Here is a 21838-nt window from a genome sequence, read left to right on the forward strand (position 1 = left end):
GTAAAATGAAAAATGATCAAAAGGGCGAAATTTCTGAAGCAGAAAACAAAGTTTTGGAAAATAACGGAGGTGAAGAAGTGAAACAGGCGCCCAGTGAGGTTCCGAGGGAAATCGACATAGAGCCAAAAAAATGTAGCGGAAAATGTAGTGGTGGTGCGGCGATGGCGATATCTATAGTGGCTTTGGCATTAGGGGCCGGTGGTCTAGGATTAGGGATAATGGCTTATCAGAAATCTTCTACGCCTCTTACATTTTTGAATAGTGGAGTAGATGGAAATTCGGCGAATTTTGTGGAGGGTTCAATTGCGGAGATTGCTGAAAGGGTATCAGCGAGCGTGGTATCTATTGTAACATCTACTAAAACTACGAATTTTTTCGGGCAAGATTATGAGTCGGCAGCGGCTGGTACAGGGATAATAGTGACGAGCGACGGATATATTCTTACCAACAAGCATGTAATCAATGGTGCTACGAGCATAAGTGTGGTGTTAGACGACGGTACAAGCTATGAAGATGTAGAATTGGTAGCGACGGATCCGTTGAACGATGTGGCTTTCTTGAAGATTAAGGATGTATCTGATTTGACAGCGGCGACTTTAGGGGACTCAAAGACGTTAAGTGTGGGCCAACAAGTGATGGCAATCGGCAATGCTTTGGGGCAATATCAAAATACGGTAACTGTGGGAGTGGTTTCTGGTTTAGGGCGGTCAATTACAGCTTCTGATGGGACGGGATATAGCACGGAGACTTTGAGCGATATGATTCAGACAGATGCAGCAATTAATTCTGGTAACTCGGGTGGTCCATTGGTGAATGCGGCAGGCGAGGTGATCGGTATTAATACGGCGGTTTCATCTTCGGCAGAGAATATGGGCTTTGCAATCCCGATCTCTAGCGTGAAGGGTATGTTGGCGCAGCTGATCGAGACCGGTTCGGCGGAGCGCACTTATTTGGGCGTATATGCAGCGGAAATTACACCAGAGATAGCAAAGGCGTACAACCTACCGGTGAATTCCGGGGCGTATTTATATAGTTCTTCTACCTATTCGGCGATTGTAAAAGATGGCCCGGCAGCGAAAGCGGGGCTAAAGGACAAAGATATTATTACAGCGGTGAATGGTGTAAAGGTGGGGGAAGCGGGGACGCTGACTGACTTAATTGGCGAATATAAACCGGGCGACACAGTACAACTAACCGTGATTCGCGAGGGAAATGAGATTGCGGTGAATGTTACACTCGAGGGCTATAAAAAGTAAGAATAAAACCACGGGTCTCTAGGTGCTGGAGACCTTTTTTGATGGCAAAGTCTATGATCTGTTCGTGTTGGCAGGGGTCGGCTTCGAGAATGAGGTGGGGGATATTTCGGGCGGCGGATTGAGTAATTAATTCTTTAATAAGCTTCAGTCCGTTGTCTTCGGCGTAGAGGGCTGTTTTTGGTTCATGAGAGAGAGCTTCTTTATCTAGCCAGTCCCAAGTTTCGTCTACATAGGGGAGGTTGGCGACAATTGCATTAGGGGTAAACTTGACATTATCGAGAAGGTGTGATATAATGAAATGTATAGAGACGCCATGGTTTTGGGCGTTTTTTTGTGCGACTTTAAGGGCTGATTCGGAAATATCGGTGGCGTAGACTTGCGCGTTGGGAAGTTCTTTTTTGAGAGTAATGGCAATGCAGCCGGAACCAGTGCCAACGTCTAGAATTACTGGGTTTTCTGGTAGCTGATTTTTGCCGGGCTTTACGCCTGGAAGATATGGTTTGCCAGCTAAATTTAGAACGGTGTCGATAATTTGTTCGGTTTCGGGGCGAGGAATTAACACGTCTGGGGTAACGAGAAAATCACGACCGTAAAAGTTTTGATGGCCGAGTTTATAGGCTTTGGGTAAGTTCGCGTTCATTTTTGATGAGTTCTTTTACGATATCATCGATATCGCCGTCCATGACGGCTGGGATATTGCTACGGGAGTAGTGAATGCGATGATCAGTGATGCGGTCCTGAGGGAAGTTGTAGGTGCGGATTTTTTCGCTACGGTCGCCGGTACCAATTAAGGATTTGCGGGCTTCAGAGGCGTTTTTGATTTCTTCTTCGCGCTTTTTCTCTAACAAACGGGAGCGCAGAATATTCATAGCCTTGATGCGGTTTTGTTGTTGGCTGCGCTCGTCTTGCATGGCGACGACGAGTCCAGTAGGCAAGTGAGTAATACGGACGGCAGAATCGGTTGTATTGACGCCTTGGCCACCGTGACCGCCGGAACGATAGATGTCGATACGGAGATCTTCGGACTTGATTTCGAGATCTTGTTCGCTGGCTTCCGGTAGCACGGCGACGGTAGCAGTGGAAGTATGGATGCGACCTTGGCTTTCGGTGACTGGGACACGTTGGACGCGATGAACGCCGCCTTCAAACTTGAGTTGACCGTAGGCGTTATCTCCAGAAACTTTAAAAATTACTTCCTTCATGCCACCAGCTTCGTTTTCGTTTTTGGAGATTAATTCGGATTTTAGGTTGTGGTTTTCGGCATATTTTAAGTACATACGGTACAGTTCGCCAGCAAAGAGGCTAGCTTCATCACCGCCGGCGCCAGCGCGGATTTCAATGATGGCAGGCTTGTCATCGGCTGGGTCACGAGGAATCAGAAGTTCTTCTAGGTGTTCTTTGGCGGCGGCAATAGACTGTTTTAGGTTTTTGATGTCTTCGCGAGCGATTTCGCCGAGTTCTGGATCATTTACTAATTCTTCGGCTTCCTTTAGATTCTCTTCATCTTGGGTGATTTTAGCATCTAGATCAACTATTTCATGCAAAAGGCTGGCGCGTTTAGATTTAGCGGCAAAGTCTGGATTGTTATAGGCATCTGGGTGAGCCAGGAAAGTTTCGATATCTTGTAGTTCAGTTTTAATTTTTGATAAATCCATGGTATAATTATAGCATACTTCATTGGTTTTCTTAGGATGAGGATCTTTAGCTCAGTTGGCTAGAGCGTACGATTCACATTCGTAAGGTCACTGGTTCGAGCCCAGTAAGATCCACCATAAGAACTGATGAAGTATTTTTTTGGTTGAGATTGTAAAAATCCCGGTGTCGCGCGCACCGGGATGGTCGTTATATTCTGCCCTGTGTTCTTTTTATTGTGAGGATCCCCTGTAACAATAAGGTGACGAAGACAAACAATACGCCAATGTATAGCGTAACAGAAGGGTCTACAAAGTTTATAAGCCAGGTGAGTATTATGCTAACTGCGTAACCATTAAATTTTTTGTATGCAAAAGAGGTTTATTGCTTGTGAGGAAATTTTTTCGCATAACGAGATAACGATTTGTTCTTCTTATACAATGGTCACCATTTTTCTGTGCAAGAATAAGCATAAAAAGTCTTGAAAATCCATATCTAGTGGTGTATATTAGATATTAAGCACTATATGTGGCGTATAGTATATAGGTGAAGAATATATTATAAGGCGCAACATATGGAGAAAGTCATACAATATTTGAACGCAAAAGGAGGTTAAATGTTCAAACGAATAGTAAAGCGCGATGGGAAGATTGTAAAATTTGATCCTGAGAAAATTACCGACGCAATCGCGAAGGCTGGGCTTGTAACAGAAGAGTTTAAGGCGGATCGAGCAAAGGCTTTGACTGAGAAGGTTTTGAAGCGTGCCGAGGAAGAAATTACTGCACGTACGCCAAATGTTGAGCAAATTCAAGATCTGGTAGAAGAAGTTCTGATGGAATCGAAGTTTAAAAAAACAGCGCGAGAATACATTCGTTATCGCCAAGAGCGTTCGCGTCGTCGTGAAGCAAAATCTGATCTCATGCAGATTTATCGTACAATTTCACACGCAGATGCTAGCGAAGACTCTGACGTGAAACGTTCCAACGCAAACGTTGACGGCAACTCTGCAATGGGCAAGATGTTGCAGTTTGGCGCGGAGGGGTCTAAGGTATTCGCAAAATCCTTGATGCTGCGCCCAGATATTGCCTTGGCACACGACAATGGCGATATTCATATTCATGATTTAGATTTTTATGCGACTGGTACGTTGACGTGCTGCCAGAGTGATCCGTTTGTTCTGTTTGAAAACGGTGGGTTTAACACTGGCCATGGACATTTGCGCACACCAAATTCGATTGGTTCGTATGGTGCGCTGGCTGCGATATTGCTTCAGGCTAACCAAAACGAGCAGCATGGCGGCCAATCTATTCCGAATTTTGATTATGCGATGGCGCCGGGTGTAAACAAGTCTTTTCGTAAAGCGTTAAAGCGAAATCTTGGTAAGTATAATAAGTTTGTCGGGAAAAAGCTTGATTTGGAAATCAAGGATACCTACGAATACGGTGATGATAAAAAGTTGGAAAAAGCTAAATGGCCGAAGGAGGCGATTGAGGCTTCTAACGAAGATGTCGAACGAGAAACTTTCCAGGCGATGGAAGGTTTCATCCATAACCTCAATACTATGCACTCGCGGGCTGGGGCGCAGGTACCGTTCACTTCGATTAATTTTGGTACTGATACTACGCCGGCTGGTCGTTTAGTTTCTAAGTATCTTTTGGAGGCTACAGAGAATGGTTTGGGCAAAGGAGAGACGCCAATATTCCCAATTTCGATTTTTAAGGTAAAAGAGGGCGTGAACTATAATCCAGAAGATCCGAATTATGATTTGTTTAAGAAATCTATGGAAGTGTCGTCTAAACGGTTGTTCCCAAATTTCTGTTTTATAGATGCGCCTTATAACCTAAAGTACTACAAAAAAGGTGATTATCGTACAGAAATCGCAACGATGGGCTGTCGAACACGTGTATTCGCCTCGGTATTTCCAGAATCTGATGGGATTGTAACAGGTAGAGGTAACCTATCGTTTACTACTGTGAATCTAGTACGAATCGGAATTCACCACGGGATTTGTTTGGGGGAACGTAAAGAGGCTGATTGGCAAGGGTTTTATAAAGAGCTTGATGAAAAGATGGATCTAGTAAAGGATGAGTTACTTGAAAGGTTTGAATTCCAAGCTAATCAACATGTGAGGAATTTCCCGTTTTTGATGGGCCAAGGAAACTGGTTTGGCTCAGAGAAATTGGGGTGGGATGATACCTTGCGTGAAGTGATTAAGCATGGAACCTTATCGATTGGTTTTATTGGTCTAGCTGAAACTTTGGTGGCCATGACTGGCAAGCATCATGGCGAAGATGAAGACTCGCGAGATCTTGGACTAGATATCGTTGCCCATATGCGTGAGAAGTGTGATCAATATTGTAAAAAATACAAGTTGAATTTTTCATTGCTCGCAACGCCGGCTGAAGGTATTGCTGGACGTTTCACTAAAATCGATCGTAAAGAATTTGGCGTAATTCCAGGCGTGACAGATCGTGAATTTTACACTAATTCGTTCCATGTGCCAGTGTATTATCCAATTTCGGCATTTGAGAAGATAGAGATAGAGGCACCCTATCATAACTTGTGCAATGCTGGGCATATTACCTATATTGAACTTGATGGTGATCCGTCTCAGAATATTGCTGCGTTCGAGGCAGTGATTCGCAAGATGCATGACGAAGGAATTGGTTATGGTTCGGTAAACCATCCCGTAGACCGCGACCCAGTTTGTGGGTTCTCGGGAATTATCACGGGAGATAGATGTCCACACTGTGGACGGCTAGAGGGAGATCTTCCTTTTGAAAAGGTATGCAATTGTGCTAAGGGTGAATAATGGTAGATTGGCATAAAATCTCGCTAGAAAAACTCTCTAAACAGCTAGAAACGCCGGATGGGTGCATCCGGCTCGCTGGCCCGCTTGAGCATGATAACATAGTGAACGGGGATGGACTGCGTGCAGTGGTATGGACGCAAGGGTGTCCAAATCACTGCAAGGGGTGCCAGAACCCGGAAACTTGGAGTTATGAAGATGGTTTTTTGGTACCGATAGACGAGATAACGGAGAGTTTATCACATTTTAAAGGACAGGCTGGATTGACATTCTGTGGCGGAGAACCTTTTGTACAGGCGAAAGCCTGTAAACAGATTGCGGATTATGTTAGGAAAGAGCTAGGATGGGACGTGTGGAGTTTTTCGGGCTTTACTTACGAAATTATTAAAGAATATGGTGGTGCGCCATGGGAATTTTTGAAATCTTTGGACGCTTTGATTGACGGACCATTCATATTGGAGAGGAAAGATTTGAATTTAAGATTTCGGGGTTCGAATAATCAGAGGTTGCTAAAGTTTAAACAGGGCACCGGTGAAATTATAAGTATTGAATAAGGCTTTGATATAATAAGTATATGAAGATTGCAATTTTAGGTGCGGGGGCTTTTGGTACGGCACTTGGAGGTATATTAGCTGATAAGGGCTATGATATTGACTATTACGATTCGCGTTTGGAGCGTGAAAGTTTGTCTGACGTAGTGGCGAGCGCCGAGTATGTAGTACTGTGTGTGCCTTCAAAGGCGGCGCCGCATGTTTTACCATACTTGCCAAAAGATAAGCCTCTTATAGTCGCAACAAAAGGAATATTATCCGACAAAGCATTTATTAGTTTTGATGATTATATGGTATTAAGTGGACCAGGGTTTGCAGACGATATTAAAGCAGCCAAAAAGACCAAACTGACTGCTACCGATGAGAGAATCGAAGGGTTGTTCGGCACTGGGTATTTGACTTTTGACAGAACGGACGATCGATTGGGGGTGCTGATGTGCGGGGCTTTGAAGAATGTTTATGCCATATTGGCGGGTTTGCTAAACTTAGTTCCTGGCACCAAGAAGCACGAGAATTTTCTGAAGGCGGTAGAGGAAGAGATGAGGGCGTTGCTTTTGGCGAATGGAGCTGAGCCGAAAACGGTAGAATTAGTTTGTGGTAAGGGCGACCTTAGGCTTACTTGCGCTTTGCCTTCACGTAATTATGAGTTTGGGCTGTTGCTCAGCAGGGATCCTGATGCACGACCGGAAAAAACGGTAGAAGGTATATCAGCTCTTAAGCGGGTTAAACGTGGAGAGATAAAAGTTCCGCAAACGGCAAAGAAGTTACGTGAATTGATGGAGATGAGTGGTAGATGGGCCTAAATGCCAGACAAAGAGAGGCTGTAGAGTATCTGGCTGGCCCACTTTTAGTTTTGGCTGGTCCGGGCACTGGCAAGACTCAATTGTTGTCCGAAAAAGTAGCTTACATATTAAAAAATACCGATACCAATCCAGAAAATATTTTGTGTCTAACTTTTACTGAAACTGGCGCAGCCAATATGCGTGAACGATTAAAAAGCATTGTTGGTAAAGACGGGCTGAAGGTTAATATTGGCACTTATCATGCATTTGGTACGGATATTTTGACGCAATATAAAAATTACGCAGAAGATTATGATAGGAAGTTAGACTCAGCAATAGACGAAGTAACGCAGTTTAAGATAGTACGGGAGATTCAGAGTGGTTTGTCGGGGCGAGATATTCTGCGCGGAGATAATGTAAAAGACATTATCAGCGTGATTTCTGCGGCGAAATCTGCCGGGCTTTCTGCGGATGACCTGCAGAGAATTGCAGAACAAAATTTAGAAGATTCTAAGGTGCTTAGCGAAGCGATATCTCCGTTGTTGGCGAACATTGTCCCGCGGGCATTCAGAGAATCTTATGATAAAGCTTACCAACCAATTTATGAAATATTGGCTAATTATATTGAAGTTCGGTCGATTTTGCCTACGGTAGAGCGTTCTATTGCTGGGTTAGCGCGAGATTTAAAAACTGCGATGATTGAGGCGGAAACGAGCGAAAAAATAAAGCCGTTATCTAGTTGGAAGGACAAATATTTCGAAAAAGACGAAAAAGGAAATTATCGGTTGAAAGATCGTGTTGCAAATAAGAAACTAGCTAGCTTGGCTAGGATAATGGGGGATTACGATGAATATTTGCGCAAAAATGGACTATATGATTTTGATGACATGATTGAAGAAGCGGTGCGGATTTTAAAAACCGATCGGGGTTTTCGATTAACTTTGCAGGAACGTTACCAGTTTATTATGTTGGATGAATTTCAGGATACCAATCCGTCGCAGTTTATGATTATCAAACAATTGACGGACTATGAGAAGCCGATGATAATGGCGGTGGGGGATGATGATCAGGCAATTTACGAGTTTCAGGGGGCACTTTCGACTAATTTGACTGATTTTCAGGCACATTATTCGGCTAACGTCATACCACTAGTAGAAAATTACCGTAGCACACAAGAAATTTTGGATTTTTCGCGAAAAATCATTGGCCAAGCGGCAGACCGGTTTGCAGATAAGGAATTAATTGCGCATAAACCGGCGCCAGCCGATACACAGATTTATCGACATGAGTTTTTGTCTTCTGATATGGAGTATGATTTTGTTGCACGCGAGATTGCGAGGTTGATTAAAAAGGGCGTAAAACAAGATGAAATTGCAGTAATTTCATATAAGACAAAATATTTTATGCCATTATTGCCTTTCTTGAAATCACATCCAGAGATAAAGATAGCTTACGAAAAACGAGATAACTTATTCGAGGATGAAATAGTACATGAAATTTTCACCTTAGCGCGATTTGTACACGAAATTGCGAGTGAACGGAATGAAAATACGTCGATTTTGGAGATTTTGTCGTATCCGTTTTTCGAACTACCGATGTTGGAGGTGATACGTTTGGTTGGCCAGGCAAGGAAGGACCATGAGTCTGTATTTGAAGTACTAGGTGAAACGGAAAATGTGAAAATCAAGCAGGTGGCGGAGTGGCTTGCGAACTTGGTTGCAAAGTCCTTTACTGAACCGTTAGAAATAATGCTGAATTATATAATTGGGGCGGCGGAATTGGGCGAATATTGTTCTCCGCTGCTAAAGTACTATTCGGATAAAGGCGAATATAGTGTTTTTACCTTGTATGAAAATTTGGCGGCTCTGAATGGTAAATTAAGAAAACATTTTGGTGAAAAAAGTTTGAGACTAGGTGATCTAATAACAATGATGGACGATTACGAGGCTGCCGAGATGACTTTAAATAAGACTAGCCCCTACAAAGATGCAGATGAAGCAGTACAGATACTGACCGCGCATAAGGCTAAAGGGTTGGAATTTAAATACGTGTTTATTGTTTCGGCGGATCATGTAGCTTGGGGAAAAGGCAAAGGGAACAATAACTTATTGGTTTTGCCGAAGAATTTGGCACAGATAAGACATACCGGTATTACGGATGGTGAAAAATTAAGAATTTTATACGTAGCATTGACGCGGGCGAAGGAGACACTATACATTACGAATTCGCTGCACGATTTTAATGATAAGTCTCCAGATAGATTAGAATATTTAGGGGAGTACTTAGATGATGACAAAGTAGTTTCGCCGTTAATCCCAGCGGGAAACGTATTTTGTCATTACGAAGCGAGCGCGTCTGCTAGCTCCGAAAATGCAGAGACACTAAAACATTGGCTAACTCCTTATACTAAACCGTCGCCTGATATGCGAGCACTTTATAAGGAGCGGGTGAAAAATTGGCGAATGTCGGCGTCGAGTTTAACCTCTTTTATAGATATAGTGTATGCTGGGCCGATGGAGTTTTTTAAACGACAAATTTTACGTGCGCCAGTGGACCCGGAGACAGAGGCCTTGGCGTTTGGCGATTTAGTTCATAAAACTTTTGAGGCGGTGACTAATCGTAAGATTTCGAATGAAGAAGCAATCAAATATTTTTTGACGGAGTTGGATAAAAAAGACTTATCAAGTGAAACAATGCAGAAAATTCGTGAAAAAGGGCCGGCGGATTTGACGGTTTCTCTCGAAAAATTCGGTAAAATTTTACGACAAGGTAAGGCGGAAGTGAATTTGGCACCAGAGAAACTATCTATCGATGGTGTGCCGGTAACAGGTAAAATTGACCATATAGTAGTAGATGACACTGCTAAAACGATTGAAATTTATGATTTTAAAACCGGTGGCTATCATAAAGAAAAATGGCGTTCGCACGCAACATTATATAAATATATGCTGCAATTAGGTTTTTACAAGCTATTACTAAATAATTCACCAACTTACAAAAAATATAAAGTGGAGCGGGCTCATATATTATTTGTAACTCCGGATAAAGACGAAGAAGTGTATGATAAGGTTTATGAATTTAACGATACAGATGAGAAAGAGCTAATTGAATTAATGCGCGCTATATATAATGCAGTAGAGAGCCTGGAGTTCATGGATGATGCTGAAATATTTAGGCCAGGAGATAATACGCTGGGACTAAAAGATATAAAAAATTTTGTTGACAAACTTCTTGAACGATAGGGGTAAATTGACAAAATAGTGAATTTTGTTATAGTATGAAAAGTATTTTGTACTTTAATTATTTTGGAGGTGAGATCATTGGGTATTTGGATTGCTTATATCCTTGACGTTTTGTTGGCTCTTGGTGGAGCTACATCGGTTATCGTATCCTTGGCGCGCGGCAATGAAGATTATACTACTTTTTGTTTCCGTATAGGCGGTATAGCTATACTGCTATTTGCGGTGGTAGTTTTTATCCTTATTCGTGGACATCAAAAGAAGAAAAAATAGCCTATTGACCATTATTTTCTGAAAGGAGGCGAGATGGTTGCACGAAACTTGCCCAAAATGCGGAGCGGTAATTGTAGGCGAAAGCCATGAGTTAGATCGTTTGATGCGAGAGCATGATGAGAAATCTCATAGGCAAAGCTATAGGCGTTCTGATAGCTGGAATAAGTGTCGGAATTGCAATGGGACTGGCAAAATCAATGGAAACAGATGCTCATGCTGCAATGGCAGCGGCGTCAAGTAAGATCTACATATTACCGACGTCTTCATAAAATTTATGGCAAGGCGAGAGTCTTGCCATTTTTCATGAAGTGTGGTAGAATAAAGGGAATTATGGCAAAGAAGAATAATACTAAACGCAAATTGGTTGGTCTCGTTTCAGAAGAGTCTGGCGTGCGGGCTTACTATACGAAGAAAAATACGATGAATACTCCTGATAAGCTAAGCTTAAAGAAGTATGATCCGGTGCTTCGAAAGCATGTTCTATTCGTAGAGACTAAGAAAAACTTAGGTCGTAACGAGGTCAAGGAAAAGAAACGCTAATAGTCCCCCCCCCGAAAGGGGGATTTTTGATGTATAATAGTTGCTATTATGAAGATTGAGTTTTTGCCAGTGAAAACCCGAATCGTCCGTGCCCCAAAGGATAATATCTACGATATTATTGATGCATTGGATATACGAGACGGCGATATCGTTTTTATTACTTCAAAAATTATGGCTATCCATCAGGGTAGGACTTGCAAGGTCGGCAGTGTGTCGAAAGACAACCTAGTTCGCCAGGAATCTGATAGGTATTTGCCATATTTTAATTCAATGGGCAATTTTAGTGTGAATCTTGCTGTAACACAAAATGTGCTGATTCCGGCCGCAGGAATAGACGAGAGCAATGCGGACGGGTATTATGTACTGTGGCCAAAAGACATAGACAATTTTTGTCAAAAAATTCGCCGACGTTTGATAAAAAGCCATAATATCAAAAGGCTGGGGGTAGTGGCGACCGATTCTCATACCACGCCGTTACGGTGGGGCGTAACCGGGATTACTATAGGGTTGGCAGGGATAGAACCCTTGAATGATATTCGTGGCAAAAAAGATTTGTTTGGGCGGGAAATGCAAGTGACGAAGGTTGATTTAATTGATCCATTGACTGCGATGGCGGTACTACTGATGGGTGAAGGAGACGAATGTACGCCGATTGTGATTCTACGTGATTATGACGGGATACCATTTTCGGAAAACTCATCAATGAAAGATTTTAAGATCGAGCCAGAGATTGACCTATATAAACCGCTTATAGAGGTTTTGCCGAAAGTTTAGCTGTATTTGGATAGACGATAATCTAGATCGCGGAGGACGTTTTCAAAATACATGAAGCTTTCGTATGGCGAGGCGTAGGCCGAGAAGTAAGCGTGCACGTCGCCATCGTTCCAGTATTTGGTACACATGGAATAAGGGTGATCACTGGTAGTCATGTAGCGCCAGTCGTTGATTAAGCCGGCATCTTTAGTGGCGAGAATTTGCTCACGCATGGCGTATAAATCATCCATAGCAGAAGTTTGCATGGAGTTAGAGAGCCAGGCTGATAAATCACGTTCGGTATCGGCCCAAGTGATGGTTTCTGGCATAGAAATTTCATCGGCAGCTGGCATAAGTTCGCAGGCTTCAGAGACAGTAACGAATTTATTTTCGTATTCGGCAAGCCAGTCCGGGATTAAGGTATTCATGAAATCGAAGATGCCAGTATCTTGCCATTGATGCTCGCCAAAAGTTTCAAAATCCATGAATAGGTTGATTAGATTACCGCGCAAACAATCCATTTCAAGCCAATTTTTGTATTTTGGCACGGTGAGTGGCCATTCGCTCCAGTTGCGATTAGAAAATCGAAAAGCAATATCATCTGAAAGGCGATAGTTCTTGAGGAGTAGTTTGAGATTTTGACAGCCGGTTGGACGATAAACATAATTAGGGCTGCGCCAGCCGAGAATCTTGTCCCAACCCTCAGCGAGTATTCCTTTGTAGCCCTTTTCCTCGGCCCAGTGGGCAAGGCTATCGTTATAGGCGAATTCAGTATTGCGAAAAACTTGGGGAGTAACGCCGAATGTTGCTTTGATTTTGTGAGCATGTTGTTCGACTTGGTCGTTAAACTCGTCTAGATTATAAAAAAACGCCAATGAGTGGTAGTAGGTTTCGCCAACAATTTCGGCCTGGCCGCGATTAACCATGCGACGAATTTGAGCGATGAGTTCGGGCGCCCATTTTTCGGCTTGGTCGAGCCAAGTGCCGGTGATAGAGAAGGAAACCTTGAAGCCAGGGTACTTTTGCATATTATTTTCGAGTAAATCTAACATTGGGCGGTAAGATTTGTTGGCAACTTTCCTAAAGATACGTTCGTTAGATTGACGGCCATCGTAACTATCATTAAAATAGTTAGAATCGTTGGAAACATCAAAAATTGAATATTCGCGGTAGCGAACTGGCTGGTGGATGTGTAGATACAAGCAAATCGCCCGCATCTTAATTAAACCCCTTATGCTTCATAGTTTTATTATAAATCTTCAAACATTTTTTCGCAACTTGATCCCAGGAAATTTTATGGTATTCACGTTTAACATTATGTTGTAAGGTTTCACGGAGTGCTGAGTTTTGAGACACGGCGATGATTTGGTCTGCGAGTTTTTTCTCATCCCAAAAATCATATTTTAATGCAGACCAGATAATTTCGGAAACACCAGATTGTTTAGTAAGAATTAACACGTCGCCATGATGTGCGGCTTCGAGTGCGGTAAGACCAAAAGGTTCAGAGATGGAGCTCATGACGAAAATGTCAGAAATAGAATAAATGTCACGCAGCTTTTTGCCACGAATAAAACCAGTAAAAATAACGTTTTTAGAAATACCAAGATCGGCGGCAAGGCCAACTAGTTCATTACGCTCTTCGCCGTCGCCTGCAAAGACAAAAATTAGTTTAGGGTTTTTGGAAATCGCTAAGGCTGCAGCGCGCATCAAATTATGGAGTCCTTTTTGGATAGTAAAGCGTCCTACGGTTGAGACAACTGTATAACCGGTGGTTTTGAGTTTGCGTAAATAGCCGTATGCGTCTTGGTCGAAATTGTAATCGGATTTTTCATAATTTTCGTCTAATGAATTATAAACTACATGAATTTTGGATAACGGAATGTGATATTTATCGTGGATAATGCGCTTGGTAGTTTCTGACACGGCGATGATTTGGTCAGCAAGCATTAAACCTTCGCGCTCTACTTCATGTATCAGGGGGTTGCCCATACGCATCCCGGCGCGATCGAATTCGGTGGCATGGACGTGAGCAACTAAAGGAATACCAAAATTTTTCTTAGCAAGAACGCCTGCTTCGTAAGTTAGCCAGTCGTGTGCATGAACGATATCGGGTTTAAACTCTGTGAGGTATTTTTCAACAAAGTCACAATAGGATTTTTGGACGTCGCGAATAGATAGCAGCTCCTCTTTATTGATACTAGGGATGATTTTTTCTAATAACTTTAGCGATTCATATGCGCCACCACCGTAACGGTAAATTGGGTCCAAATGTGTGGCAGATAGAACCTTCATGAATTTGATCTCTGGATGTTCTGCTTCATACGGGACAACAAAATCGATGTCGGCACCTTGCCCAGCAAGGGCACGAGCCATATTAAGACAAGCTACACCAAGTCCGCCGCTGTTGTGTGGCGGAAGCTCCCAACCTAGCATAAGTATTTTCATCTCTACCATTTTATCATATTTTGTGGTAGAATGGTAGAGAACTTTGAGATTTAGGGGTGTAGCTCAGTTGGTAGAGCAGCGGTCTCCAAAACCGCGTGTCGTGAGTTCGAGTCTTGCCACCCCTGCCAGGGTTCTTTTTTGTTGAAAAATGAATATGCTGAAATTTGCCGCGAGCGATATATCTGTGGTACAATAGTGATGTTATGGAAGGTAATAAATCTAAACTTAGGGCGGTTTTGGTGTTTGGAGCGCCGGGTAGTGGTAAAACCACTTTTGCGGAGAAGTTTGCAAAAAAATTCAATCTTGCTTATTACAATTTGGAAGAGATTCGGGAAGAGTATGGTTTTTCGCACGAGGCAGTCTTATCGATTTTGGAGATTATCACTAAGGCGAAACAGTCTATTGTCGTGGAAGGTGAATTAAAAACCGAGAAAGAACGCACGGAAGTACGTAATATTTTGAGAAATCACGGTTATAGGCCGGCGCTTGTTTGGGTGCAGACTGATTTTACTACTATTAGAATGCGTCTAAAATCAAAATACCGCACCGTCAAGAAGGCTAAAGAAATCTACGACGCAGCTGTAGCGGAGTTGGAAACTCCGGCAGATTTTGAGCGTCCAATTATCCTGTCTGGTAAGCACACTTTCGAAACCCAGACTAAGCACGTGGTGGCCGGTTTGGCAAAGACTCGTTGATGATTATTGAAGATAAGGAATTTGGCGAAGTAATAGTACGAAAAAGTCCTCTTGCTAGGAATATTAAATTTTCTATTTCTACGTCTGGACGGTTGGCGATGAGTGTGCCGAACTATACTTCTGATTTTCTGGCCAAAAGATTTTTGAACACCAATCGTAAAATGATTCGTGAAAAATTGCCAATAAAAGACCCCCACGAGCAAAGGGCGCGAGATTATCAAAAAAAGCAGTTGATGAAAAAAGCGAAGGAATACTTGCCTTATCGGCTGGAATATTATGCCAAACTATACGGCTACAAGTATGATAAATGTAGACTGACACATGCGAATACTAGGTGGGGGAGTTGTTCGTCTAACCGTACAATCTCATTAAATATCGGTCTTATGAAAGTACCGGAAGCATTACGCGATTATGTGATATTACACGAGTTAGCGCATCTTAATCATATGAACCATTCAAGAGATTTTTGGGCGGAAGTTAGCAAACATGACCATAACTACAAAGTACACGAGAGAAAATTAAAACTGTTTAGTCCGGGAGTGTAGCGTAGCTTTACCGTAGTTTTTGTAGGCTGATAGCGAATCCGCCACCGGGGGCTATGTATAAATCAAGTGATTCATTACGGCCAACGTGTTTTTGTTGGATGTTAGTGCTGAAGGGGTTTTCGCGGTAGTGGGCGTCGTCGCGATCGGAATAGATTTCAGCACGATAGACGCCATCGCTTAAAAAATCTAAGCTAATATGAATGCGGCGACTCTTTTCGTTGGTGACACCGCCGACATACCAGTCCTCGCTATTACGATCTTTGCGCGCAACAACATAGTATTCCCCAATCTCACCTAGCAGTGGGACAGTTTTTTCGAAATTAGTAGGAACATCACGAATAAATTTAAATGCGTCCGGAAAGCGTTCTTCGTAGATGAATGGACGATCTGCGGCCATCTGCATACCAGAATAAATGGTCACAAAGTAAGCAAGCTGGCGAGCAAGCGTGGTGGCCATACGCTTAACACTATTGGCAAGATCTAAGATGCCACTTGTGTAGTCCATCCCTCCAGCAAGTAAGCGCGTGTACGGTAAATAACAAGCATGCGACGGGCTGAGTGCACCACCTTCGTATTCTTGACCGCGAGCCCCTTCGCGGCTGAGAAGGTTTGGCCAAGTGCGCTCAATTCCAGTGCCCTTGATTGGCTCATGAATGTCTAGGCAGATATGTTTTTTGGCGGCCAGTTCGACGGTTTTTTGGTAGTGTTGCACCCCCAATTGGGAATGATGATATTCGCGGCGACCGTTAATCATCATCATGCTACCGGCATAGCCGGTTTTGATATAGTGAATATTATTAATGGCATAGTAATTATAGGCGGCTTCGAGTTGTTTCTCGTAATTATCGACAAAACCAACTGTTTCGTGATGACCGACTAGTTCGATATTATGTCGTCCGGCATAACGTGCAACATCTTCTAGATTAAAATCGGAAGTAGGGACGGTAAATTTATTATTAATGCCGTTTTCGAGCCAGTCGCCTTCCCAACCTTCGTTCCATCCTTCTATAAGAAGCCCAGCTATGCCAAGACGGACAGCAGCATCAATGTATTCTTTGGCATGTTCAGTAGTAGCACCATGACGCTCACCCGGGGCCCAGGTCCATTCCCCTACATACATAGCCCACCAAATTCCAATGAATTTTAGAGTTTTGACCCAACCGAAGTCTTGGCTTGGGGCATCATTGAGAGCATACATGCTACGATTGGTAGTGAGTTCGATGGCAGAGTCGGCGATCATAATTAAACGCCATGGCGTTTGGAACGGGAGGGCGACGTGTGCTTTGGTGCCGTCAGAAAGTGGCGTGATGTCTGTTTTAAGGCTACGATTTTCATCTAATTTGATAGTCATAGACCCGTAGTCATAAAGAGCGGCTTCATGAATAGCGAGGTAACAGCCATTAGGAGTCTTAAGGGTAAGTGGGGTGTGCACAGATTCTTTGAGATCGTAAACTATGGTTTTTTCGTAATTATACTCGTAACGATCTGGTTGATAGGCTGGAATTTTCCAGGCTATGGCGTTAAGATCTATATTAAACTCGGTAATTTCGTCTTTAATAGTAATACGGCGGAATTTGGGTTGAGGTGGGATTTCGTAACGAAAGGCTACACTATTGTTAAATACGCGAATTCTCAAAGTCATGATACGTTTAAATCCTTTGCTTTCGGTAAAGTAAAAGGCAGTCTCCGTATAGTTATTGTCAATAAAACGATCCTCCCCCCATTGAAGTTCAATAGTCTCACTGTGCCTCTTGGATTGAGCACGAACAAGCTTAAAATCTTCTGTTAGCGGTTTTTCGCCACAAATTTTGAAACCAAGGCGAGAAGGACGAATAATGATTTTATTATCTCTATATACAGAATAAGAAATACGGCCAGATTTTAAGAGGAGTTTACAGCGGGTGCGTTTGTCGGGCGACAAAACATCTTTTTCAACCTCATCTTTTACAAACCATCTAAACATAAGTTTATTATAACACTGATAAGCTTTTCTGATTTAGCAAAAAACTATTGCTATATGTGGTGATTTTATTGTGATATAATTGGCTTATGAATTTAAGACGACGAAGTCGAGGTAAAAGATTCTTGGTGGGGCTGGGAGTATTTGTGATTGTGGCGGTCGGAGCGTTCTTCGGCATACAGTTTTTCACAAAAACAGGTATTTTCCGCATCCCAGGAGTGGTTTACTATGATGAAAGTTTAAGTTCGGAGCAGTTAGAAATTCTGCAAAGCATTTTTACAGAAGAGATAGATCTGGATAAGGATGTATACATTTCGGCGGGAAGCAGCCTAACGCGCCCGGAACTTGGTGAAGGAGAGTATCTGTACAGGATTGATGTACCTGTGACAGACTTTTATGACGCTCGAAGTGATCGCAATGAGTTTGATGATGTTGAAGTGATATCGGTTGATGACTTGGATTTCACCAAGAAGCTGTTGAGCATTGATGGCGATTACTATTTGGATACTTTTGATAAAGGAGCTTATTACCAAACTATTAAATTTAGTTCTGAAAAGTTTACGGAAGAAATCGAACCTTTAGTGGGAGAGGCTTTTGCTAAGACTTGGCCGGAAAAATCTTCTGTGTTGACTATGGCTCAAACTGGCGTGACGGCTTTAAGCCGTGGGATGAATAAAAAATTACAGTCGGTAGGGGGAGACGCAACTTATTTTGCAGAAAAAATTAAAGATTATTTGGCTGGTTTTGACATCACCCACACTTCAAACGAGTCGTCTTTTACTGATTTTGCCACATCAGAAAATATATGTTCCGACGCGCGTTTTATAGACACTTTGACTGCGATTGGCTTGGACGTGGTGGAATTGACCGGCAACCACAACCAAGATTGTGGGAATCAGGCGGCACTTGATACCATAGATGTCTACGAGCAAAACAATATCCAAATAGTGGGCGGGGGAAAAAATGCAGATGCAGCGGCTGTGCCACTTGAGATTAAAGACAAAAACAACAGTATTACTTTTCTCGCATATAATTTGTCGACTGGTGGGGCCACGTATGGCAATACGCCGGGGGCTAATCAATACTATGAAGATAATACGGTTAGCGAGATTAATGCCGCCAAAGAGCGTGGTGACATAGTGATTGTAGACATTCAATATTATGAATGCAGCGCTTATGCATCTGAGTATGAGGACCCTACTTGTGACTATGCAGATTCTGCGGCTGGTGACCAGGTGGGATTTTTCCGACACCTAATAGATTTGGGTGCCGATATTGTAGTTGGTACCAGTGCGCATCAACCACAGACATTTGAGTTGTATGGCGATGGAGAAATTTATTATGGTTTGGGAAATTTATTTTTCGATCAAGTTTGGTGGCCAGGGACCACTAGGAGCTTGGTGCTAGAACATTATTTCTATAATGGTAAGATTTTACAGACTCGAATAACACCAACGGTTTATGATGCGAACATGCAAACAGAATTATTGGATAAGGGGACTGCAGAGTGGTTTATAGAAAGATTGGCAAAAGTGAGGCCATGAGCCTAAAAAGGAAGAATAATATTTGGCTGTTTTTGGTGCTTCTGGGGATGTTTGTCGCAACCGCTGTTGTTGTTTGTTGTATTTTGTGTGTTGATAATTTTAGCGAAGGAGATGATCAGTCAGAGGTCGAAGACAGTGAAGCTGAAGTGCTTGTGACACAAGATTTAGAATTGTTAAATCCGGATGTAAAGTCGGAGACCCAAAAAATTGATTTTCAACCAGTTGTAGAAGAATGGGCAGAATCCATAGGTGGAGATAAGGGAGTGTTTATTTACGATTTGGATAGAGATGAGACAGCGGCAAATTACAATTCTACTGAAAAATACAGTACAGCATCCTTATATAAACTGTTTGTGGTATATGAGGGCTATCGTCGATTAGAAGGTGGCGAATGGCAAGCCGATGCACCAGCTGGAAGCACTGGGTACACGATTAAAGAGTGTTTAGACTTGGCAATTAGACAATCTCATTCTCCTTGTGCAGAAACCATATGGCGAGAGATTGGACATGAAGAACTGCAAAAAATAGTAGAGGAAGAATTTGGCGTTTCTGATACTAGTGTCGGTAATTTGGTATCAACTCCAGAAGACATAGCGGCAATGCTGAAGATTTATTATTATCACTCAGATATTGAAAATGCTGATCTGGTAGCCCAAATGAAAGATTCGTTTTTGACTCAACCGATTACAGAATATAATTGGAGACAAGGTTTACCAAGTGGCTTTAGCAGAGCAAACGTTTATAACAAAGTTGGCTGGGACTATAACCCAAATGGAGGATATTGGAATATTTATGATGATGCTGCGATTGTGGAATTTTCAGAAGATAAGAGAAACTTTATTGTGGTCGTAATGACGAATCATGTTTCTTATCAGCAAGTACGAACACTTGGTACGATGATTGAAAATCAATATGTGCTAAAAAATTGAGACCAATAGGTTCTATAGGTAGAACTCGGATCAAAAACGAAACCAACGGAAAGCTTGGTGTATTCTGGATTGAGGATATTGGCACGGTGGGACTCTGAGCCCATCCAAAGCGCCACAACGGTAGCTGGGGAAACTGCTGCGTTACCAATGGCTAAATTCTCGCCGCTGATGCCTCCAGATTCTGGAGCTGGACAAACCGTAGACCAACTACTACCATCCGGACGGGTATGTGCATAAAGAACCATAGTTTCATTAGCTCGAATATCAGCAGCATAACTACAAGTGTCCCCCCAAGCTAACTGTCTAAGGTTGTTTTTGATACGGATTTTATTAACTAAGGTTAGTACTTCATGTTCCCATTGTTCTACTGGTGGATCAATCACGGTAACAGTGATGGAGTCCTTTCTTAGACCGTCATAGGTACCAGCAGTGATAGTGGTAGTACCAGTGCCATTAATTACTGGGTAGCGGCAAGTATCATTGCTGTACCCTAGCCAGGTGCGAGCTGAATCATAAAACCCGCCAATGACGCTAGTGTCAGAAGTTTGCCAATACATTTCTCCGAGATTAGAAAGACCACCGCCCACACAAATGTCGGTATCTGGTGTAGCGTAAATGGTAATGGTTTTTTCGTTCCAGAGCTTACCGTCGGGCACAGCAGAGTTATCGAATTCATGACTAGTGGTGGAGACATAATCATCATTACCGATAATAGTGGTAATGACTTCGGCATCAGAATCAGAAACAGACTCTAAAAGTTCCATTTCACTAGTAGCGTCGGCAACTATATCAGAGCGCTCGTCGACGGCACGAAAAGTCATACCACCATTAAACCAAATTGCACTAGCAATTAAGACGCCCGCTATCAAAATTGCAGCAGCGTTAATGGAAAGTAGAATTGTAGTACGCGAGCGTAACGGTTTTTTATTTTCCATTGCCTAGTTCTTTCTTTTTGTCAGACTTTCGCCCCATAATGAGCACTTGAATAAAATTAATTAATTGATTCATGGCCGGCATTAGCAACAAGAATATTAGAATCATAATGAAATTTAAGATGATAACCTCAATGGAAGGCGTAGAGCCGCGGAATAACGCTGCAAAAATAACTGAAAAAATGATCATATAAACAATTGCAATAGAAGCAATAATAACAATATAGGAAAAGATTTTTAGCCAAATAGAAGATAGATTCAACATACGATAGCGTAGAATGGTATAGTAAACGGCAATAATTGTAATAGATAGTGCCAGTGGACCAAGCCAGATCAAACTCCAATTATTAAATAATGGCAAGATTAGGTTGAAAACTAGAATTATTAGGCTCGAGATGCCAAAACTAGCCATAGAAACAATGTCGCCACCGCGTTTGCGTTCGGAACTGGAACGTGAGAATTGTTTTAAGAACATGGCTACAATGGCCGGAACAATGGTACTAAAGAAGGCAATATATGAGATGTAGAGCGGGCCAATATTCATGGTTACTTGGTTACCCGTATTAGCTAAAATAACTTCGGAATAGAGTGCACCGGGGTTAAGTAGGATTGTGCAACCTACAATAACGCCAAAAACCAAAAAAATCATGGTGGCGATGCGACCGTATTTTTCGGACCAAGCGGCGTAGCCTAAGAAAGCGACGTCGATAAGAATAGCGCTGACAAAAGTCCAATTTACATGCCAGCTGATAACATCATACCAGCTCGCGTCGGCGGTCAAAAACAAAGAAATTGAAGCCATCCAGACAGTGGCAAAAATGGCAGCCAAAAAGAACCAGGCGGAGCGCACACGATCTTTTTTGGAGGAACCAAAAAATGTAATGGCTCCAGACAAGAATGTCAGAATAGACACTGTCGTAAGTAAAATAACAATTAATTGCACATGACCTCCT

The 21838-nt window shown here is 42.5% G+C and carries 19 protein-coding genes and 2 tRNA genes; 14 read left to right on the forward strand and 7 right to left on the reverse strand.

All coding sequences use genetic code 11. The features are described 5' to 3' along the window. Positions 1 to 5 precede the first annotated feature (5 nt). On the forward strand, positions 6 to 1256 hold the full coding sequence (locus tag G3RUM_RS02710) for a S1C family serine protease (protein WP_129735129.1): 1251 nt from the start codon (positions 6 to 8) through the stop codon (positions 1254 to 1256). Here the strand turns inward: G3RUM_RS02710 and G3RUM_RS02715 are convergent. Then, the gene (locus tag G3RUM_RS02715; RefSeq protein WP_129735131.1) at positions 1231 to 1896 is read right to left on the reverse strand and encodes a N5-glutamine methyltransferase family protein; all 666 of its coding nucleotides are present in this window, start codon (positions 1894 to 1896) and stop codon (positions 1231 to 1233) included. The two genes, G3RUM_RS02710 and G3RUM_RS02715, sit on opposite strands and share 26 nt — an antisense overlap. Continuing rightward, a complete protein-coding gene (gene prfA / locus G3RUM_RS02720; RefSeq protein WP_129735133.1) occupies positions 1868 to 2911 on the reverse strand; it encodes a peptide chain release factor 1 in 1044 nt (347 codons plus the stop codon). Before prfA ends, G3RUM_RS02715 begins: the two co-directional genes overlap by 29 nt. Before the next feature lie 40 nt (positions 2912 to 2951). Between prfA and G3RUM_RS02725 the strand changes: the two genes are divergently transcribed. The 8 genes from G3RUM_RS02725 to G3RUM_RS02760 all read left to right on the forward strand — a co-directional run bounded on the left by G3RUM_RS02725 (position 2952) and on the right by G3RUM_RS02760 (position 11856). After that, a tRNA-Val gene (locus G3RUM_RS02725) sits at positions 2952 to 3028 on the forward strand. A gap of 476 nt (positions 3029 to 3504) precedes the next feature. Further along, entirely contained in the window at positions 3505 to 5700 is a 2196-nt protein-coding gene (locus G3RUM_RS02730) for an anaerobic ribonucleoside triphosphate reductase (protein WP_129735135.1), read from the forward strand. Further along, the gene (gene nrdG, locus G3RUM_RS02735; RefSeq protein WP_129735137.1) at positions 5700 to 6251 is read left to right on the forward strand and encodes an anaerobic ribonucleoside-triphosphate reductase activating protein; all 552 of its coding nucleotides are present in this window, start codon (positions 5700 to 5702) and stop codon (positions 6249 to 6251) included. The genes G3RUM_RS02730 and nrdG overlap by 1 nt, the downstream gene beginning before the upstream one ends. Positions 6252 to 6271: 20 nt before the next feature. Next, a complete protein-coding gene (locus G3RUM_RS02740) occupies positions 6272 to 7051 on the forward strand; it encodes a hypothetical protein (RefSeq protein WP_129735139.1) in 780 nt (259 codons plus the stop codon). Continuing rightward, a complete protein-coding gene (locus G3RUM_RS02745) occupies positions 7042 to 10272 on the forward strand; it encodes an ATP-dependent helicase (protein ID WP_129735141.1) in 3231 nt (1076 codons plus the stop codon). The genes G3RUM_RS02740 and G3RUM_RS02745 overlap by 10 nt, the downstream gene beginning before the upstream one ends. A 78-nt stretch (positions 10273 to 10350) precedes the next feature. After that, a complete protein-coding gene (locus G3RUM_RS02750; protein ID WP_129735143.1) occupies positions 10351 to 10542 on the forward strand; it encodes a hypothetical protein in 192 nt (63 codons plus the stop codon). Positions 10543 to 10872: 330 nt separating this feature from the next. Then, positions 10873 to 11082 carry a 50S ribosomal protein L33 gene (gene rpmG, locus G3RUM_RS02755; protein WP_129735145.1) on the forward strand — a complete coding sequence of 70 codons (210 nt, stop codon included), beginning with the start codon at positions 10873 to 10875 and terminating at the stop codon, positions 11080 to 11082. 48 nt (positions 11083 to 11130) lie between these two features. Next, the gene (locus G3RUM_RS02760) at positions 11131 to 11856 is read left to right on the forward strand and encodes a coenzyme F420-0:L-glutamate ligase (RefSeq protein ID WP_129735147.1); all 726 of its coding nucleotides are present in this window, start codon (positions 11131 to 11133) and stop codon (positions 11854 to 11856) included. On the opposite strand, the gene G3RUM_RS02765 is transcribed toward G3RUM_RS02760, so the two are convergent. Together G3RUM_RS02765 and G3RUM_RS02770 are read right to left on the reverse strand one after the other, a co-directional pair. Further along, positions 11853 to 13052: a glycoside hydrolase family 57 protein gene (locus G3RUM_RS02765; RefSeq protein WP_129735149.1), complete on the reverse strand. Its 1200-nt coding sequence runs from the start codon at positions 13050 to 13052 to the stop codon at positions 11853 to 11855. The two genes, G3RUM_RS02760 and G3RUM_RS02765, sit on opposite strands and share 4 nt — an antisense overlap. 1 nt (position 13053) lies before the next feature. Further along, on the reverse strand, positions 13054 to 14280 hold the full coding sequence (locus G3RUM_RS02770) for a glycosyltransferase family 4 protein (protein ID WP_164998349.1): 1227 nt from the start codon (positions 14278 to 14280) through the stop codon (positions 13054 to 13056). A 52-nt stretch (positions 14281 to 14332) separates the two neighbouring features. Between G3RUM_RS02770 and G3RUM_RS02775 the strand changes: the two genes are divergently transcribed. The 3 genes from G3RUM_RS02775 to G3RUM_RS02785 all read left to right on the forward strand — a co-directional run bounded on the left by G3RUM_RS02775 (position 14333) and on the right by G3RUM_RS02785 (position 15520). After that, positions 14333 to 14408: transfer RNA gene (locus G3RUM_RS02775), tRNA-Trp, on the forward strand. Between the two features lie 75 nt (positions 14409 to 14483). Next, a complete protein-coding gene (locus tag G3RUM_RS02780; RefSeq protein WP_129735153.1) occupies positions 14484 to 14975 on the forward strand; it encodes a P-loop nucleotide/nucleoside kinase family protein in 492 nt (163 codons plus the stop codon). Continuing rightward, positions 14975 to 15520: a M48 family metallopeptidase gene (locus tag G3RUM_RS02785; RefSeq protein WP_129735155.1), complete on the forward strand. Its 546-nt coding sequence runs from the start codon at positions 14975 to 14977 to the stop codon at positions 15518 to 15520. The genes G3RUM_RS02780 and G3RUM_RS02785 overlap by 1 nt, the downstream gene beginning before the upstream one ends. Positions 15521 to 15527: 7 nt before the next feature. On the opposite strand, the gene G3RUM_RS02790 is transcribed toward G3RUM_RS02785, so the two are convergent. Continuing rightward, positions 15528 to 17483, reverse strand: a complete 1956-nt coding sequence (locus G3RUM_RS02790) for a glycoside hydrolase family 97 protein (protein WP_129735157.1) — start codon at positions 17481 to 17483, stop codon at positions 15528 to 15530. Positions 17484 to 17569: 86 nt separating this feature from the next. Here G3RUM_RS02790 and G3RUM_RS02795 point away from each other — a divergent pair, with 86 nt between their 5' ends. Together G3RUM_RS02795 and G3RUM_RS02800 are read left to right on the forward strand one after the other, a co-directional pair. Beyond that, on the forward strand, positions 17570 to 19024 hold the full coding sequence (locus G3RUM_RS02795; RefSeq protein ID WP_129735159.1) for a CapA family protein: 1455 nt from the start codon (positions 17570 to 17572) through the stop codon (positions 19022 to 19024). Further along, positions 19021 to 19953, forward strand: a complete 933-nt coding sequence (locus tag G3RUM_RS02800) for a serine hydrolase (protein ID WP_129735161.1) — start codon at positions 19021 to 19023, stop codon at positions 19951 to 19953. The genes G3RUM_RS02795 and G3RUM_RS02800 overlap by 4 nt, the downstream gene beginning before the upstream one ends. Here the strand turns inward: G3RUM_RS02800 and G3RUM_RS02805 are convergent. Both G3RUM_RS02805 and G3RUM_RS02810 read right to left on the reverse strand, forming a co-directional pair. Next, the gene (locus G3RUM_RS02805; protein ID WP_129735163.1) at positions 19932 to 20888 is read right to left on the reverse strand and encodes a CAP domain-containing protein; all 957 of its coding nucleotides are present in this window, start codon (positions 20886 to 20888) and stop codon (positions 19932 to 19934) included. The genes G3RUM_RS02800 and G3RUM_RS02805 overlap by 22 nt on opposite strands. Beyond that, positions 20878 to 21828, reverse strand: coding sequence for a histidine kinase N-terminal 7TM domain-containing protein (locus tag G3RUM_RS02810; protein ID WP_129735165.1), 951 nt, complete (start codon positions 21826 to 21828; stop codon positions 20878 to 20880). The genes G3RUM_RS02805 and G3RUM_RS02810 overlap by 11 nt, the downstream gene beginning before the upstream one ends. Between the last annotated feature and the right edge of the window lie 10 nt (positions 21829 to 21838).

It is taken from the genome of Candidatus Nanosyncoccus alces (assembly GCF_004138395.1).
Classification (GTDB): Bacteria; Patescibacteriota; Saccharimonadia; order Saccharimonadales; family Saccharimonadaceae; genus Nanosyncoccus; species Nanosyncoccus alces.